This is a genomic window from Streptomyces rubellomurinus, assembly GCF_000961885.1.
Lineage (GTDB): Bacteria > Actinomycetota > Actinomycetes > Streptomycetales > Streptomycetaceae > Kitasatospora > Kitasatospora rubellomurina.
Map to the genome: position 1 here is coordinate 21,691 of NZ_JZKH01000033.1, position 16,424 is coordinate 38,114.

Genomic DNA, 16,424 nt, shown 5'->3' on the forward strand with positions numbered 1-16,424 from the left:
GCTCCCGTCAGGCCGTCGGGAGGGGCCGAAACATGAGTGTGCAGCAGGGCACGGAGTCCGGCGAGAGCGGTGGAACGGACGGGGAGGCGGCCGCGAAGGCCGAGGAGGCCGGGGAGACCGTGCAAACCGAGGAGACCGGGGCGAAGGAGGAGCCCGGCCGGGCCCGCCGGGGCCGGAAGCTGACCTTCTGGCAGGAGCTGCCGATCCTGCTGGTGATCGCCCTGCTGCTCTCGCTCGGCATCAAGACCTTCTTCGTGCAGGCCTTCTCCATCCCCTCCGGCTCGATGCAGCAGACCCTGGAGCTGGGCGACCGGGTGCTGGTCGACAAGCTCACGCCCTGGTTCGGCGCCGAGCCCGAGCGCGGCGAGGTGGTGGTCTTCCGCGACCCGGGCGGCTGGCTGGAGGGCCCGCCGAAGGAGAGCGGCGGCTTCATGGGGTCGGTGCAGAAGGTGCTGAGCACGGTCGGCCTGATGCCCTCGGCGGACGAGAAGGACCTGATCAAGCGCGTGATCGCGGTCGGCGGGGACACCGTGGAGTGCAACGCGGGCAGCCCGGTGAAGGTGAACGGCGTCGCGCTGGACGAGCCGTACATCTTCCCCGGCTCGAAGCCCTGCGACAACGACCCGGTGGGCACCGTGACGGTGCCCAAGGGCAAGCTCTGGGTGATGGGCGACCACCGCAACAACTCGCGCGACTCGCGCCCGCACCACAACGAGACCGGGGACGGCTTCGTCCCGGTGGACAACGTGATCGGGCGGGCCTTCGTCGTCGCGTGGCCGCTGTCGGACTGGTCCACCCTGCCCGTCCCGGGCACCTTCGACCACGTGCCGGACGCGCCGGGCGGCGGCTCGGCGTCCCCGGTGGACGGGCCGGCCGGGCCCGAGGCGGCCGCGGTGGCCGGGGTGGTGCCGCTCGCCCTGTGGCGCCGCCGCCGGGCCCGGCGCGGTGCGGCGCTGGCCCGCTGACGGCCCGTCCCCGCGGCCGCTCCGGTTCGGCGGAACCGCCCACGCCGTGCTCTACGCGCTTGTAGAGTTCGGGCCGTGAGCGGCAGGTCGTCCGGTCGCGCGGCCGCCCCGGGCGGGGGAGGCCGCGGCCCGGCCCGGGTCGGGAGGCGCAACCGTGGTGGAGAGTGGACCCGGCCCGGCCGGTGCGGAGACACCGGCGCAACCGGCCGAACCGGCCGAACGGGACGTCACCTGGGTCTACCAGCCGGTCGAGGTGGCCCTCGGCGACGGCGGCTGGGCGCTCGGCCGGATCACCGGCTGGTGGCAGGACGCGGCCGGGCAGCGCTGGTGCCGGCTGCGGATCGGCCGCAGCGGGCAGCCGGCCCGCTGGCAGCGCTACGACCCGGCCCGGGTGCTGCTGCTGCCGGCGCGCGGCCTCTGACCAGCGGGTGCGGACGTCTCTGGCGGAACCGTCCACGGCGCCCTATCGTCTCCGGCAGCGACCGCCGACAGGCACCTTCCAGTCACCGGGGACGACGTGAGTTCCGAGATCTACTTCAGCAGCAACTACCGTGACCTGTGCGAGAACTACGGCACCGGCGCGGGCTTCCAGTTCGAGTTCTACTGCTACCGCTGCTCCGACACCTGGCGCTCGCCGTTCGAGCGGTTCACCACCGGCCAGGTGGCCGGCTGGATCGGCAAGGGCGTCAGCGCCGCCTGGAACCTGATCGGCGGCAACGCCAACACCATCAGCAACGCCGCGGACGGCCTCGCCGGACAGAGCTGGGGCACCTCGCGCGACGCCGCCTTCCAGCGTGCGATCGCCAACGCCCAGGACCACTTCAACCGTTGCGCCAAGTGCACGTCCTACGTCTGCGTCCGCTGCTTCGACCCGGGCCGGGGCCTCTGCTTCACCTGCGCGCCGGACACCGGGGTCGAGGCGGCGGCGGCGCAGCACCGCGGCCTCAACGACATGGTCACCGACCGCGCCTACCAGGTCGGGCAGCAGTCCGGCGCGGAGTTCGACGTCAACGGCCCGCGGCAGCTGGTCTGTCCGCAGTGCCGGGCGGAGACGCACGGCACGCCGTTCTGCCCCGGCTGCGGCTACCGGCTGGCGCAGTCCGAGCAGTGCGCGCAGTGCCACAAGGACGTCCCGGAGGGATCGGCCTTCTGCCCGTCCTGCGGCACCAGGCGCTGACGCCCGGTACGGCGAAGGCGGGGCGCGCCCGGGGATTCCGGGGGCGTCCCGCCTTCGCGCGTCCGGCCTCGCGGCCGGTGGCCGGTCAGCCGTAGGAGATGTTGGCGCAGGGGTCGTCGTCCGCCGAGCGGGCCGCGCCGGCCACGCTGGTCGGCAGCGGCGCGGGCGCGCCGGCGGGAGCCCCCGGGGCGCCGGACGCGGCGGGCGGGTTGGCGGCGGCGAAGTCGCGGCCGATGACGACGCTGACGCCCTTGCCGGCGCCGCCGGGCTCGACGGTCGAGCCCGGGAACAGCTTGGCGATCGCCTCGGCGGCGCTCTTCTCGCCGCTGCCGTATTCGACGAGGGTGGTGGCGTGCGCCTTGGTGCCGCTCGCGTTGCCGACGGTGACGGAGGTGTAGCCCGCGCCCTTGACGGCCTCCGCGGCCTTGCCCGCGAGCCCGGCGCCGCCGGTGCCGTTGAGCACGGTGACCTTCACCTCGGCGGCCTTGGCGTCCGGCGGCGCGGCCGGGGAGGGGGAGGCCGGTGCGGCCGGCGTGGTGGGCGCGGCGGACTCGGTGCCGGCCGGGGCGGGCGCGCTCGCGTCCTGGCCGTCGATCGTGCGATCGGCCTTGAGCGCGGCCCACAGCTGGTCCACGTCCGGGTGCACCAGGGCGACCCGGGGGCCCTCGTAACGCCACGGCGCGGTGAGGAACTTGACGTCGTGCAGGTCGACGTCCTTGATCGACATGGCGAAGGAGATCAGCTTGGCGGCCGAGCCGAGGTCGGGGTCGACGGTCAGCGACTTGGTGCCCGCGTCGGCCAGCGGCAGCAGGGTGGTCGGGTCCATGCCGCGCGACTTGACCTCCTTGATGAGCGAGGAGAGGAAGGCCTGCTGGCGCTTGGTGCGGCCGATGTCGGAGCCGTCGCCGATGCCGTGCCGGATCCGGACGTAGTCGAGCGCCTGCTGGCCCTCGACCTTCTGCTTGCCCTTGGCGAAGATCAGCTTGCCCTTGTGGCCCAGGTTCGGGTTGAGGTCTCCCTCGTGGATGTCGTTCGGCAAGCAGACCTCGACGCCGCCGACCGCCTTGGTCATCGAGGCGAAGCCGTTGAAGTCGACCACGATGGTGTGGTCGACGCGCAGGTTGGTCAGCTTCTCGACGGCGTTCTGGGTGCAGGCCGGGTTGCCCTGCTCGGTGTCGCCCACCGAGAAGGCGCTGTTGAACATCACATTGGTCTGCTCCTTGGTCCACTTGCCGTTCGGGAGCTTGCACGGCGGGAGGGTGACCAGGGAGTCGCGGGGGATGGAGATGCCGACCGCGTGCTTGTGGTCGGCGTAGACGTGCAGCAGGATCGCGGTGTCCGAGCGGGCACCGCCGTCCCCGCCGCCGCCGAGGTCGCTGTTGCCGTTGCCGCGGCTGTCCGAGCCGATCAGCAGGACGTTCACCGGGGTGCGGCCCTGGGCGTCCGGGGCGGCGGCCTCCGGGCGGTCCTTGCTGAGCGCGTCGCCGTCGAAGGTGGTGATGTTGCTGTTCAGGCGGTAGTAGATGGCGCCGCCGGCGAGGACCAGCACCGAAGTGATGCCGGCCGTGACCCAGAGCACCTTCTGCTTGGTGCTGCGCTTGGGCTTCGGCTTGGCGCGCCCGGACCGGGGCGCCCCCGCAGCCCCGCCGTCCGCCTTGCCGTCCGGCTTCGCGTCCGGCTTCGCGTCCTTTGTGCGGCGGTCCGCCCGACGTCCCCCGGGTCGGTGCGAGGAATTCTCGTCTACGGGGGAACCCCTGCGCCCAGACACGTCGTCATCCTCCACAGTCGCCACGAAACCCCCGCTCGGAGCGGTGGGTCTGCGTGGACGGGGCCGGAGTCGATCCGGGCAGGCCCAGCGCTGAACTCTCGCACCGCAAACTTTTACACCGCTGTAGAACGCCAGTGGAGCATACTAGGCGCAGATGAGAAAACCAGCTGGTCAGATTGGTCCGCAAGCTCGGACGGATCTGATCGGCGGGCTGCCTCTCGCGTGCTGCTCCCGCGTCGAACGACACGAACGACTCGAACGAGGAGCACCATGATTCACCGGATCGCACGCGTGACGGCCGGCGCCCTGGTGGCACTGCTGGCCGCCATAGGCCTGACCGCCGCGGCGTCCAGCGCGACGGCGGTGGCCGCGCCCAGGTCCGCGGCGGCCGTCACGGGAACCGAGGGTACTGCGCGCACCGCCGGTACGGTCGGGCAGGCCCCGGCAGCGGCCCGCACGGAGGCCCGGCCGGTGCAGGCCGGTCAGGCCGCCGCGGGCACGAACCTCGCGGCCAAGGACGACAAGAAGAAGAAGTCGGGCTTCTTCGCCAAGCTCGGCAAGTTCCTGCTGGTTGTGATCATTGTCATCATCCTGCTCGTCCTCCTGCTGATCTGGGGGATCGTCCACCTGGTGAAGCGGATCTTCCGCCGCCGCTGACCGCCGCTGACCGGCGGGTGGCTCGCCCCGGCCCGGGGCGGGCCACCCGGGCGCGATTGGCCCTGGCCCGGCCGGACGGACCCGGCCGAGGACGAGCGCCATGAGCGACCTCCCCGAGCCCCACCGGACCACCCCGGCCGCACTGCACCCCGAGGACCTGTGGGCGGACCTGGCCGGGGCGCCGGCGAAGCTCTGAGCCGGGGGCCGCAGGCCCGTTCAGGCGTTCATCGCACTTTCCGGCCCGTGGCGCGCCCCGCCCCGGTCGACGCCCGTCGATGCCCTACGTTCCCGTGCGTGGCCGTTCGTGACCGTCCGTGTCCGTCCGTGGCCGTGCGCCGGCGGCCCGGTCACGAACTCCCACCCGCTCCGGAACGCAGAGACCACGGGAGACCACCCCATGAAGATCGCCGTCCGCGGTGCCCTGCTCGCCGCCGCCGTCTCGCTGTGCGCCGCGGTACCGCTCCTCGCCGGGGCCTCGGCCCACGCCGGCTCGACGACGCCCACCACCGATGCCACCTGTGTGCTGAAGGGCCACGGCGTCTTCACGGCCGCGCTGGACCAGGGCGGCCTCGACCTCCCGCTGAGTGACACGCTGGCCATGACCGGCACCGTGACGTGCGTGGACGCCGCCGGCGCGCCCGCGGGCACCGGCACCTTCGAGCGGACGGTCACCATGCCGGCCGCGTCCTGCACCGGCGACGAACACGGGGACACGGCCACCACGACCGTCCACTGGACCGACCGGAGCGCGTCCACCTTCGACTTCAGCAGGATCGACGTCGTGAAGGTGAACGGCACCGCCTCACTGGTCGCCGCCGGCGCCGTCGAGGCGAGCAGCGCGCGCTTCGCGGGCGACGCCCTCAACGCCGTGGGCACCAGCGACGGCACGGGCTGCGGGACCCCGGCGGGCGAGACCGCCCTCGACTCGACCCTCGTGCTCCGGCTCACCCACTGACCGACCCCGCTCCCGCATCCAGAAGGAGGACCCGAGATGCCGTTCCCGCAGACCGAGCCGCACCCGGCCCCGGCCGACCCCGCACTCCCCAAGGCCCGCGTCTACGCCATGCTCGACACGGACGGAGACGGAGTCGCCTCCCGGCACGACTACTTCGTCCGGATCGAACGGGCCCGGCAGGCGACCGGACGCGCCGAGGACGACCCGCTGGTCGCCGTCGCCCGCGCCACGGGCGAACGGGCGTGGGCGGCGATGGACGCCAACGGCGACGGCGTGATGACCTACCAGGAGTACGCGGCCTGGGTGGACGCCGAGAAGTTCGACACCGTCTGCCAGTACGCCCTGGGCGCGCTGTTCGACCTCGCCGACGCCGACCGGGACGGCGCCCTCGACCGCTCCCAGTTCACGGCGCTGCGCCAGGCCCTGGGCAACCCGGCCGACCACGCCGACGCGGCCTTCGACGCGCTGGACGGCGACGGCGACGGACGCGTCAGCCGGCAGGACTACCTGGCCTCGATCCGCGCGTACGTCACGGGCGCCGACTCCCCGATGGGCGAAGCCCTCTACTGACCGCCGCACCTTCCGGGGCCGCGCCCACAACACCGCGCCCACAACGCCGCGCGCTGACCCCGGGCCCGCCGTCGAAGTCCTCGGCCGGGCGGTGCCCCGCCCGGAGGCCCCGCCCGGCTACGGGCGGGGCGTGGGGCGGGCGGCGAGGAGGGCGATGTCGTCCTCGGCGGCGTCCGTGGCGAGGGCCTGGAGGACGGCGTCGAGGAGGGCGTCGAGGTTGCCGGTGGCGGGCAGGCGCAGGGCGGCGAGGCGTTCGAGGGAGGTGTCGATGTCCTCCTCGCGGCGCTCGACCAGGCCGTCGGTGTACAGCAGCAGGGTCTGGTCGGGGGCGAGCGGGTGGGTGGTCTGCTCGTAGCCGCCGAGGCCGGTGCCCAGCGGCGGGCCGGTGGGGATGCCGAGCAGTTCGGTGGGGCGGTCGGGGGCGATCAGGGCGGGCGGGAGGTGCCCGGCGCTGGAGAGCGTCCAGCGGCCGCGGCCCGGGTCGGCGAGGACCAGCAGGCAGGTCGCGGGGCGGGCGGAGTCGTCGGCGGAGATGACGGCGTCGAGCTGCCGCAGGATGCGGTGCGGCGGCAGGTCCATCCCGGCGACGTCGCGCAGCGCCGAGCGGTAGTGGCTCATGTCGACGGCGGCCTCCACGCCGTGCCCCATGACATCGCCCATGGCGAGCAGCGTCCGGCCGAACGGCAGCCGGACGGTCTCGTACCAGTCGCCGCCGACCACCGAGGCGCTGCCGGAGGGCAGGTAGCGGGAGGCGAGCGTGAGGTTCTGGTGCGGGTTGCCGGGTTCGCTGAGCAGGGCCCGCTGGAGTTCCAGGGCGATGCCCTGGGAGCGGGCGTAGCGGCGGGCGTGGTCGAGGCCGGTGGCGGCGCGGGCGGTGACGGCGCCGATCAGGTCGGCGTCCTCGGGGGTGAAGGCGGGCGCGGCGGCGGTGCGGCCGAGGGTGAGCAGCCCGACCAGCCGGCCGCGGGCGGCGAGCGGCAGGACGAGCAGGGAGGCGGTGCCGGCCGGGCAGCCGTCCTGCGGCTCGGGCGTGCCGAGCACGGCGGCGCCGACGGCCAGGGCGCGTTCCGCGGCGGAGCCCGCGCGGGGCCGGACGGCGCCGCCGGGGCCGGGGGAGCCGACGGCGTGCGGCGCCGAGACGGCGGCCCGGTGCAGGCGGCCGGGCGCGCCGTGGCCGATCCGGGGCGGTTCGGCCTCGGGCGGCAGGAGGTCGACGACGGCGTGGTCGGCCAGCCGGGGCACCAGGAACGCGGCGAGTTCGGCGCTGGTGGTGCCGAGGTCCAGCGTGCTGCCGATCTGCTCGTCGGCGGCTTCGAGCAGCGCCAGCCGGGTCTGCGCGGGGCCGGCCGGTACGGGCTCGCCCGGTACGGCCCGGCCCTGCGCCTGGTCGTCGAGCACGGCGACGACCACGCCGGTGATCCGGTCGGCCCGCCGCAGCGCCCGGTAGCGCACCCGCAGGCCGGGCGGTACGGGGGCACCCGCGCCCTCGGGCCCGCCGGTGAGCTGGTCGCGGTCCTGCCCGTCCGCGAGGACCCGGCGCAGCACGGCGGCGGCCGGCCCGAAGGCGGTGGCCTCGGCCGGGCGGCCGAGCAGGTCCGCCCGGTGCAGGCCGGTGGCGGCGGTGAAGGCGGGGTTGAGGTACTGCCAGCGCAGCCGCTCGTCCAGCAGGGCGACGCCGGCCGGCACCCCGGCGAGCACGTCGGCCAGCAGCTCCGGGTCGGCGTCGCCGGGGGCCTTCCGACGCGCGCCGCCCTCGCTACTGTCGGTGACCGCGACGAGGCTGGCGGCGAGCGCCGCCGCCGTGGCCACCAGGGACCGGGAGCCCGGTGCGGTGGGTCGGGAGCCTGCCGCTCGTCTGCGGTGCCGGAACTGCATAGGGCCAATGATCACGCGCCGGAGCCCGGCGCGCCCACACCGGGATGAAAGTTTGACTGCCCGGAGGCGTTGTTGTAACAGGGCGGATGTGCATCGTGCACGTGCGCGCGGGCACGCTCGCATGGTTGCCCTCCGTCGTCGAAGCGGGTTCGCGCGAGGTCAGCGGACCGCCCCCGGCCGCCCGGCCCCGGGACGCCGCCTCCGCGGCCCTGAACGATCGTCCGGTGACGGTCCGTCCGCTGCCGGTCCTCGTTGTTCCTCGCCGATCGCCGGGTGGTGACCACCGGTCATACTGGGCGGCGGCGTCCGACCCCGGGCGTCGCGGGCCGCGCCCGGCCGCACCCGACCGGCTCGCGCCGCCCGCCGGTCGGCCGTACGCCCACCCCGGAGGCCTTGATGACCCGCCACCTGCCGTCCCACCGCCCGGCGGCCGGCGCCCGGGCGGTGCCGTGGAACCGGCAGCGGCTGCGCAGCAACAACGAGTGGCTGCTGCTGGAGCTGCTGCGCACCGGCGGCGGCTCCTCCCGGGCCCAACTGGCCCGGGACACCGGCCTGTCCAAGCCGACGGTGTCCGCCGCGCTGGCCGAGCTGGAGCGCGCGGGGCTGGTCCGCACGGCCGGGCGGGTGGCGCCCGAGCGGGGCCGTACGGCCGTGCTGTACGAGGTCGACCCGACCGCCGGGCACGTGCTCGGGGTGGACGTCGGCCGGGCCCGGCTGCGGGTGGCGGTCGCCGACCTGGCGGGGACGGTGCTGGTCCGCCGGGACGTCGCCAACCGGGGCCGCTCGGCCGACGCCGTCGCGGACGCGGTGGTCGAGGCCGCGCGCGGCGCGACCGAGGAGGCGGGCCTGTCACCCGCGGACGTGGTGCACGCGGTGATCGGCACCCCCGGGGTCTGGGACGAGCAGCGGCGCGGCGTGCGGTACGCCACCAGCCTGCCGGGGTGGGGGCGGCCGGGCCTGTTCGACCGGATCGGGGCGGGCCTGGGCACGACGGTCTCGGTGGCCAACGACGCCAACCTGGCGGCCCTCGGCGAGTACACCCTCGGCGCCGGCCGGGGCAGCCGGATGTTCGCCTACCTGCTGGTCGGCACCGGGCTGGGCCTGGGCGTGGTCAAGGACGGCGAACTGCTGGTCGGCGCCCACGGCGGGCTCGGCGAGATCGGCCTGGTGCCGCTGCCCGGCCGGCCGGGGGAGCCGGTGGTGACCATCGAGCAGGAGGCCGCCGCGGACGCGGTGGTGCGCGCGGCCCTGGACTTCGGCCTGGACGCGGGCTCCGGTCCGGCCCGGCGGGTCACCGCGGCGCGGGTCTTCGAGCGGGCCCGGGCCGGGGACGGGGCGGCGCTGAAGGCGGTGCGGCAGGAGGCCGAGCGGCTGGCCTACGCGGTGGCCGTGCTGTCGGCCGTCCTCGACCCGGACCTGGTGGTGCTCGGCGGCGGTCTGGGCACCAGCGCGGACCTGCTCCTGGAGCCGCTGGAGCAGGCCCTGCACCGGCTCGCCCCGATGCGGCCGACGCTCGCGCCGAGCCTGCTGGGGGAGGAGGCGGTGCTGCTCGGCGCGGTCGCCACGGCCCTGGAGACCGCCCGGCCCGAGGTGTTCGAGCGCCGGACGGCGGGGCTGGGCTGACGGCCCGTCCGGCCGGGCCGCGTCGACGGTCCGGCCGGACGGGCGCCGCTCCCGGCGGCCCGGTGAGTCAGTGGCCCAGTGGCTCAGCGACTCAGTGACCCAGTGGCCCGGAGGATCAGCCGGTGGCCAGGGTCAGGCCGTACGTGCTGAGGATCGGGTTGACCGGCTGGAAGAAGGTCTCCCCGCCCGAGGTGCAGTCGCCGGAGCCGCCCGAGGTGACCCCCTGGGCCTGGCTGCCGGAGATGAACGAGCCGCCGGAGTCGCCCGGTTCGGCGCAGACCGTGGTGCGGGTGAGCCCGTAGACGGTGCCCTCCGCGTAGTTGACGGTCGCGTTGAGCTCCTGGACGGTGCCGCAGTGCCAGCCGGTGGTGGAGCCGGAGCGGCAGACCGAGCCGCCGACCGGCTGCTCCTGCGAGCCGGAGACCGTCACCGCGCCGCCCGCGTAGTCGTTCACCTGCGGCTGGGCGGTCCAGTCCGGGCCGGCCGCGACCCACGAGTAGTCGTTGCCGGGGAAGGTCGAGCCCTGGAAGGTGCCGATCGAACCGCCGCCGTCGCTGGTGGCGTTGGAGCCGGGCTGGCCGCAGTGGCCGGCGCTGACGAAGCCCGGCTGGCCGTTCTGGGTGACCGGGAAGCCGATCGAACAGCGGGCGGCGTCGTCGATGTAGTAAGCGTCCCCGCCTCGCAGGTCGGCGAGCGGGCGGGGCACGGCGGCGGGCCCGCTCGACCCGGACCAGCGCCCGGTCCACGCCGGAGTCCCGCAGGAACGTTTCGGTACGGGCGGCGTCGGTGGAGCGCACCACCACGCTGTTGGTCCGGACGTCGACGTACCAGAGCGGGGTGGCCCCGGGTGCGGCGGCGGCGACGGCCGCGTCCAGCCGCCGCTTGGCGCCGTCGAGGGCGGCGAGGCCGTGGCGGACCACGGTCGCCCGGCCGCCGTGGGCGGTGACGGCGCGGGCGGCGGAGGCGTCCGTGGTGGCCACCACCAGGGTGGCGTCCGGCCCGTCCACCCAGGCCCCGGCCCAGCGGTCGCCGAGCGTGCGGGCGAGCGCGCCCTGCACCGCGGCGGCCCGCGCCTCCCGGGCGAGGCGCCGGGCGGCGGCCTGCGGGGACAGGCCGAGGTCGCGCTGGTAGGCGCGCAGCAGTGCGGGCGGCGCGGCGGTGACGGCGGCGGCCGGGTCGGCCGGGTCGGCCGGGTCGGCCGGGGCGACGGTCAGGGCGGCGGCGATGGACGGTTCGTCGGCCGGCGCGGGGGCGGGCGCGCTGACGGCGGGGGCGGCGGTCAGCACGACGCCCGCGAGCGCGGTGGCGACAGCGAGCGCACGAATGCGGAGCATGGGGGTCTCCTCGGTCCGGCGTGGGGGTTGCCGGAACCGTAGAGGGCCCAGTGCATTGACCGGAACATGTCGAAGACCCCCGCTCGCGGGAGCTATACCCCCGGCGGGCGGGGGGGAGTCGACCGTCGGGCCGTTCCCGGCCGGGGACTACCGGCTGACCGTCGCACTGGCCAATGACCTCGGCGCGGGATTCACCACGTTCAACTGCGTCACGATCGTGGCCCGACCCGCGGTCGGTGAATCGGGCTGATCGGCCCTCAACCGCCGAGGGTGTCCCAGAACAGGTGCTCGTAGGCCTGCAGGAGCCGCCCGTGCTCACGGGCGGCGGCCAGGGTGCGGCCGTCGAGCGGGTCGGGGCCGAGGGCGTCGGCGGCCTGCCGCTCCAGCTCGGTGGCGGGCTGCGCGAAGAAGTCGAAGAAGGCGCAGGCGTCCTCGGGGAAGCCGTAGTGGGTGCGCAGCGCCCGGGCGATCGAGGCGCAATAGCCGCCCCAGGCGGCGAAGTTGGCGACGAGGGCGGCCGCCGCCGCGGCCGGGCGGGCGTTGAGGGCGAGCCAGGCCAGGTAGGCGGGGTAGGCCTGGCAGCCGGGCAGCGGCGGGTGGTCGGCCAGGGCTTCGGGTGCGTGGGTCGCGTCGGGCGCGAGGCCCGCGGGGCCGGAGGCGGCGGCGAGGGCGGGCAGGGTGCGCAGCGCGGCGCTCTCGCCCTCGGCCATGGTGGCGAACCAGCCGCCGAGCGGCCGGTCGGCGCAGCGGGTGGCGAGCAGGAGCAGGCTGCGCCGGTCGGAGGTGATGATCCGGTGTTGCTGGGCGGCGAGTTCGGCCAGGGCGGTGCGCGGCGCCCGTCCGGCGCCGAGCGCCGCGACGAGGGCGGGGGCGGTGTCGCCGGGCGCCAACTCGGCGCGCAGGTCGTGGATCTGGTCGAGGATCGGGTGGTTCACCGCGGACCTCCGGGGCGGGGTGGGCTGGTTCGCTGCCCTTCCTACCGCCCCGGGTCGGCAGGAAGGGCGGCGACAGGCCGCACGGTGCCGCCGGGGCCGAGGACGGCGACGGACAGGCGGGTGGTGGTCACGGCGACTCCGGAGGCGGTGGTCGGGGAGGGGGCGGAACCGGTCAGCGCGGTGGTGGCGGGGCGGCGCCGAGCGACACCGAGCCGAAGGTGAACGGCGGTTCGCGGCGCGGCTTGCAGCCCGTGGCGAGCGGACGGGCGTTCGGGGTGTTCCGGCTGAGCCGGAGCGTGTCGTGGTGGAGGGTGCCGCCCTCCGGGTCGGGCACGGGCAGGCCCGCGGCCCGCAGGGCCTCGACCACCTCGTGCGCGGGCCAGCCGAAGACGTCGACCCCGTGCAGGCCGACCGGGCAGGCCGGACGCTCGTCGCGCGGGTCGCGGGTGACGCCGACGTCCGAGAAACGGCCGTCGCCCGCCCGCCCGGCGTACAGGAGGACGCCCACCCCCGGCAGCGAGAACGCCAGCGTCCAGGTCGCGCCGCAGACGAACGGGCTCTCCACGCCCCCGCGCAGCAGCGCGGTGTGCGGGGCGAGCAGCCGGCGCACGGCGTCCTCGCCGAGCCCGAACGGCAGCTCGGGCAGCGGCGCGGGCAGCCGGACGCCGCGGCCGGGCAGCAGGTCGATCGTCACCCGTCCATGATTCCCGCCCGGGCCGTCGACGGCTGTGGCGCGGGCCACGCGCGGGTCGTGGACCCCCGGGCAGGGCGGGGCCCCGGGCGGGCGGGGTGGCCGTCCCGCCCGCCCGGGGGAGTGTGCGCGACCGGCCTCAGTTCGCGATGACCTGGAGCTTGCCGCTGGTCCCGATGCTGCCGGTCACGTACAGGGTGTGGCCGTCCGGGCCGGCGGCGAGGCCGTTGAGCACGTCCTCGTCGGGGGATACCGTCTCGTCCGGGACGGCGTTGCCGGTGGCGGTGTCGAAGGCGAGCACGGACGGGCCCGCGGTGAAGTCGTTCTCGGCCACGTACAGGCGGGTGCCGTCGGCGCTGATCTGCGGGGAGCTCAGCGAGGTGTTGGTGGGGGTCAGGGCGAGGTGCTTGACGACGGTGTCGGTGGCCGGGTCGATCAGGTCGGCCTGGCCCTGCTGCCCCACGGCGAACAGCCGGGTGCCGTCCGGGGTGAGGACGGGGTTGTAGTCGAGCGCGGTGGCGGTGCCGGGGACGGTCCCGGCCAGCGTCGGCGCGGCGGCCGCCTTCACGTGCTGGACGCCGGTGCTGGTGCCGACGTACAGGTCCTGGCCGTTCGGGCGGATCGCGGCGGTGCCGGTCATGGGCGCGGTCAGCTGGACCGATCCGGTGAACGCCCGCTGCCCGGCGGAGAAGGCCAGCACCCGGGCCGGCGCGTTCTGCCGGTAGGCCGTCGGCCCGTTCTGGACGACGTAGACGCTCGTGCCGTCCGGGCTCACCGTCACGCCGGAGGGCGCGCCGGGGGTCCACCCGGTCTGGCGCGGCTGGTCGGGCAGGGCGACGGTGGCCAGCACGGTCAGCGAGGCGGTGTCCAGCACGCTGAACTGCTGGCCGTTCGCGACGTAGAGGCGGGTGCCGTCCGGGCTGAGCGCCGCGCTGACGAAGACCTGGTTGGTGCCGACCGAGACCTGGCCGGTGACGGCGTCGCTACGGGTGTCGACGGCCTTGACGAGCACGGTGGAGGCGGGGCCGTCCACCACGACGTACGCCTTGGTGCCGTCCGGGCCGACCATCGGCTGGGCCCGGTTGTTGCCGACCGCGATGACGGCCTCGGTGCCGGAGACCGGCGTGGCCGGGGTGGCCGCGGCGGCCTGGGCGGCGGTGCCGGTGAGCGCCAGGACGGTGGCGGCGGCCGTCGCCGCCGTCCAGCGGGCGGTCTTGGCGCGAGTCCTCTTGGACATGGATTCCCCCTTGGTCGTGCGTACCGCGTGGTTGCGGTGCAGGGGGAAAGGTAACCCGACAATCTGACGACGTGTGGATCAACCGGCGAACATCTGCGCCGCGACCCGCTGCCACGACCGCTCCGGTACGACCGCCTGCTGCCCGCCGCGCGGGCCGGTCACCGGGGCCGGGGCGGGTTGACCCGGGCCTGCTGGGCGAGGAGGTCGGCGAAGGCCACGGTGAGCGGGTCGGGGCGGGTGCGGGTGTAGGCGGTGAGGACGCGGCGGACCGGCGGGTCGGGTCGCAGCAGGACGCCGTCGAAGTGGGCCGGGACGATGTCCGCCGGCACCAGCGCCGGGCCGAGCCCGGCGGCGGCGAGCAGGGGCGCGGCGGAGGTCTGTTCGGCGCGCACCGCCGCCCGGGGGCGGAACCCGGCCCGGGCGCAGACCTGGTCGAGTAGGTCGGCGAGGCCGTTGTCGGGCGCGTAGTGGACCCAGGCGCGCTCGGCGAGGTCGGCGAGCGCGACCGAGGCGGCGGGGGCCTCGGCCGGCGGGTCGTCGGCGGCCGGCCGGTCGGCGCTCGGGCGGTGTGCCAACGGGTCGTCGGCCGCGACGACGATCGTGAACTCCTCGACGCCGAGTTCGCGGATCGGCCCCTCCCAGCCGGCCGGGGCGGGACCGATGCCGACGTCGGCGCGGCCGGCGGCCATCGCGTCCTGGAGCCGGTCCGCGTGCGCGTACTCGCGCAGCCGGATCCGGACGCCCGGGTGCCGGTGGCGCCAGGCGCGCAGCACCGGCGGGAGGATGCCGAGGCTGACCGAGTAGACGACGGCGACCTCCAACTCGCCCTCCTCCAGGCCGGCCGCGCGCCCGGCCGCCACGGTCAGGCGCTCGGCCTCGGCCAGGGCGGCGCGGGCGTGCGGCAGGACGGCCCGGCCGGTCGGCGTGAGCCGCACCGCACGCGGCAGGCGCTCCAGCAGTGCGCCGCCGAGGGTGCTCTCCAGCGCCCGGATCTGGTGCGAGAGCGCCGGCTGGGTGACGTGCAACTGCTCGGCCGCGCGGGTGAACGAGCCGGTGTCGACGACGGTGACGAGGTATTCGAGCTGCCGGAGCGTGGGGGTTGCTGCCATGAGCGGATGTTATCGGTGCGGTAGAGAACAAGCCTTGGACTCATGGCAGCCGCCCGGGAGAGGGTCGTGCTGCGGCCGACGCGGGAAGCAGCGGACGGCCGGTTCCCCCGATGACTCGAACGCGAAGGAGCATTCCCATGTCCGATGGCACCTCTCTGCAGGGACGGCGACTCGTGGTGGTGGGCGCGGGTTCGCGCACCGGCCGGGCGCTCGCCGCGGCCGCCTCGGGCGCCGGTGCCGAGGTCGTGCTGGCCGGGCCGGACCCGCGCAAGCTGGAGTGGACGGCCGGCGAGCTGTCCGGGCCGTCCGAAGTCGTCCCGGTCGACCTCGCCGACGAGCGGTCGATCGCCGACCTGGCCGGGGCGGTGGGCCGGTTCGACCACCTGGTCTCGACCGCCGCGATGCCGGCCAACGGCCCGCTGAAGGACCTCGAACTCGCGGACGTGCAGCGGGCGTTCGCCGCCAAGGTGATCGGTCCGCTGCTGCTCGCCAAGCACCTGGCCGGGCAGGCCTGCGAGGGCGGCTCGTTCACCTTCTTCTCCGGCGTGGCCGCCTGGCGCCCGGCCCCCGCGCGCACGGTCATGGCCACCACCAACGGGGCGCTGGCCTTCCTGGTGCGGGCGCTGGCGGTGGAGATCGCCCCGGTCCGGGTCAACGCCGTGTCCCCCGGCATCGTCGACACCGGCTCCTGGGACGGCCTGGGCTCCGACAAGGAGGCGTTCCTGCGCGGGGTGGCGCAGCGCAACCCGGCCCGCCGCGTGGGCAGCACCGAGGACCTGGTCAAGGCCGTGCGCTACGCCATCGACAACCCGTACGTCACCGGCACGGTGCTGCACGTGGACGGCGGCGGCCGGCTCGCCTGACGCCCCGCCCCGCAGTCCCCGTCACCGATCCACTCCCGAGGAGTCGCACCATGCGCTCGCGCACCCTGATCCGCACCGCCGCGGTCGTCGCCGCCGTGGCGGGCCTGGCGGCCGGCACCGTCGCGGCCGCGCCCGCCCGCGAGGACGACCGTCCGTCGTCCTCGCGCGCCTGGCCGCAGCGGCTGATCGACCGCTCGCCCGACCTGGTCCGGCCGAAGGCGCTCACCGTCGACCGCTCGATCGGCGAGCGGCGCGCCGCCCAGGAGGTCCACCTGGCACAGCAGTTGTACACGTTCTGGAACACCGGCCGGCAGCCGTACCTGGACGCGGCGATCGACCCGCGGTTCCGGGACAACACGCTGCCGCCCGGCCGTCCGCAGGGCCCCGCCGGCCCGGCCGCCGCCTCGAAGGCCTTCCGGGCCGCCGTGCCGGACCTGACCTGTGAGCTGTCCGACGTCCTGGTCACCGGCGACCGCATCACCGCCCGGCTGGTCTTCCGAGGCCACTTCACCGGCACCTTCAACGGCATCAGAGGCAAGGGCCAGAACGTCGAGTTCAACGCCATCGACATCCAGCACGTCGGCACCGACCGGATCGTCGAGGACTGGCACATCGAGGACAACGAGGCGCTGCTGGCCCAGTTGGGCGTTCGCGGCTGAGCGCGG

16 protein-coding genes and 1 pseudogene are annotated in these 16,424 nt (G+C 75.6%); 9 read left to right on the forward strand and 8 right to left on the reverse strand.

The window, feature by feature from the left end; genetic code table 11:
• The first annotated feature begins 32 nt into the window (after positions 1 to 32).
• The 3 genes from lepB (at position 33) to VM95_RS17605 (ending at position 2,142) form a co-directional block, all read left to right on the forward strand.
• On the forward strand, positions 33 to 965 hold the full coding sequence (lepB, locus tag VM95_RS17595) for a signal peptidase I (protein WP_078860060.1): 933 nt from the start codon (positions 33 to 35) through the stop codon (positions 963 to 965).
• Between the two features lie 154 nt (positions 966 to 1,119).
• A complete protein-coding gene (locus VM95_RS17600) occupies positions 1,120 to 1,386 on the forward strand; it encodes a hypothetical protein (RefSeq protein ID WP_157882133.1) in 267 nt (88 codons plus the stop codon).
• A gap of 96 nt (positions 1,387 to 1,482) precedes the next feature.
• Positions 1,483 to 2,142 carry a double zinc ribbon domain-containing protein gene (locus tag VM95_RS17605; RefSeq protein WP_045697786.1) on the forward strand — a complete coding sequence of 220 codons (660 nt, stop codon included), beginning with the start codon at positions 1,483 to 1,485 and terminating at the stop codon, positions 2,140 to 2,142.
• An 85-nt stretch (positions 2,143 to 2,227) separates the two neighbouring features.
• Here the strand turns inward: VM95_RS17605 and VM95_RS17610 are convergent, their stop codons facing one another.
• Entirely contained in the window at positions 2,228 to 3,721 is a 1,494-nt protein-coding gene (locus VM95_RS17610) for an LCP family protein (RefSeq protein ID WP_045697788.1), read from the reverse strand.
• A gap of 480 nt (positions 3,722 to 4,201) precedes the next feature.
• Between VM95_RS17610 and VM95_RS17615 the strand changes: the two genes are divergently transcribed.
• The 3 genes from VM95_RS17615 (at position 4,202) to VM95_RS17625 (ending at position 6,092) form a co-directional block, all read left to right on the forward strand.
• Positions 4,202 to 4,567, forward strand: coding sequence for a hypothetical protein (locus tag VM95_RS17615; RefSeq protein ID WP_045697790.1), 366 nt, complete (start codon positions 4,202 to 4,204; stop codon positions 4,565 to 4,567).
• Positions 4,568 to 4,964: 397 nt separating this feature from the next.
• Positions 4,965 to 5,522, forward strand: coding sequence for a hypothetical protein (locus VM95_RS17620; RefSeq protein ID WP_045697792.1), 558 nt, complete (start codon positions 4,965 to 4,967; stop codon positions 5,520 to 5,522).
• Between the two features lie 36 nt (positions 5,523 to 5,558).
• Positions 5,559 to 6,092, forward strand: coding sequence for an EF-hand domain-containing protein (locus VM95_RS17625; protein ID WP_244178824.1), 534 nt, complete (start codon positions 5,559 to 5,561; stop codon positions 6,090 to 6,092).
• A gap of 117 nt (positions 6,093 to 6,209) precedes the next feature.
• Here the strand turns inward: VM95_RS17625 and VM95_RS17630 are convergent, their stop codons facing one another.
• On the reverse strand, positions 6,210 to 7,967 hold the full coding sequence (locus tag VM95_RS17630) for a SpoIIE family protein phosphatase (protein ID WP_167352934.1): 1,758 nt from the start codon (positions 7,965 to 7,967) through the stop codon (positions 6,210 to 6,212).
• Between the two features lie 396 nt (positions 7,968 to 8,363).
• On the opposite strand from VM95_RS17630, the gene VM95_RS17635 reads away from it, so the two are divergent.
• Positions 8,364 to 9,590, forward strand: coding sequence for an ROK family transcriptional regulator (locus tag VM95_RS17635; RefSeq protein ID WP_045697795.1), 1,227 nt, complete (start codon positions 8,364 to 8,366; stop codon positions 9,588 to 9,590).
• A 115-nt stretch (positions 9,591 to 9,705) separates the two neighbouring features.
• Here VM95_RS17635 and VM95_RS45490 read toward each other — a convergent pair whose 3' ends face one another.
• The 6 genes and pseudogenes from VM95_RS45490 to VM95_RS17660 all read right to left on the reverse strand — a co-directional run bounded on the left by VM95_RS45490 (position 9,706) and on the right by VM95_RS17660 (position 14,896).
• Positions 9,706 to 10,296: a S1 family peptidase gene (locus tag VM95_RS45490; RefSeq protein WP_341846014.1), complete on the reverse strand. Its 591-nt coding sequence runs from the start codon at positions 10,294 to 10,296 to the stop codon at positions 9,706 to 9,708.
• A 94-nt stretch (positions 10,297 to 10,390) separates the two neighbouring features.
• A pseudogene (locus VM95_RS45495) lies at positions 10,391 to 10,924 on the reverse strand (alpha-lytic protease prodomain-containing protein); the annotation flags it as partial.
• Between the two features lie 257 nt (positions 10,925 to 11,181).
• Complete coding sequence (locus VM95_RS17645) at positions 11,182 to 11,859, reverse strand: transcriptional regulator (protein ID WP_208615476.1); 678 nt, start codon at positions 11,857 to 11,859, stop codon at positions 11,182 to 11,184.
• A gap of 172 nt (positions 11,860 to 12,031) precedes the next feature.
• Entirely contained in the window at positions 12,032 to 12,553 is a 522-nt protein-coding gene (locus VM95_RS17650; protein WP_045697797.1) for a hypothetical protein, read from the reverse strand.
• 136 nt (positions 12,554 to 12,689) lie between these two features.
• Positions 12,690 to 13,787, reverse strand: coding sequence for a YncE family protein (locus VM95_RS17655; RefSeq protein WP_045697799.1), 1,098 nt, complete (start codon positions 13,785 to 13,787; stop codon positions 12,690 to 12,692).
• A 158-nt stretch (positions 13,788 to 13,945) separates the two neighbouring features.
• Positions 13,946 to 14,896 carry a LysR family transcriptional regulator gene (locus tag VM95_RS17660; RefSeq protein ID WP_045697801.1) on the reverse strand — a complete coding sequence of 317 codons (951 nt, stop codon included), beginning with the start codon at positions 14,894 to 14,896 and terminating at the stop codon, positions 13,946 to 13,948.
• A 137-nt stretch (positions 14,897 to 15,033) separates the two neighbouring features.
• Here VM95_RS17660 and VM95_RS17665 point away from each other — a divergent pair, with 137 nt between their 5' ends.
• Positions 15,034 to 15,759 carry an SDR family oxidoreductase gene (locus tag VM95_RS17665; protein ID WP_045697802.1) on the forward strand — a complete coding sequence of 242 codons (726 nt, stop codon included), beginning with the start codon at positions 15,034 to 15,036 and terminating at the stop codon, positions 15,757 to 15,759.
• A gap of 50 nt (positions 15,760 to 15,809) precedes the next feature.
• Entirely contained in the window at positions 15,810 to 16,418 is a 609-nt protein-coding gene (locus VM95_RS17670) for an ester cyclase (RefSeq protein ID WP_045697804.1), read from the forward strand.
• The last annotated feature ends 6 nt before the right edge of the window (positions 16,419 to 16,424 follow it).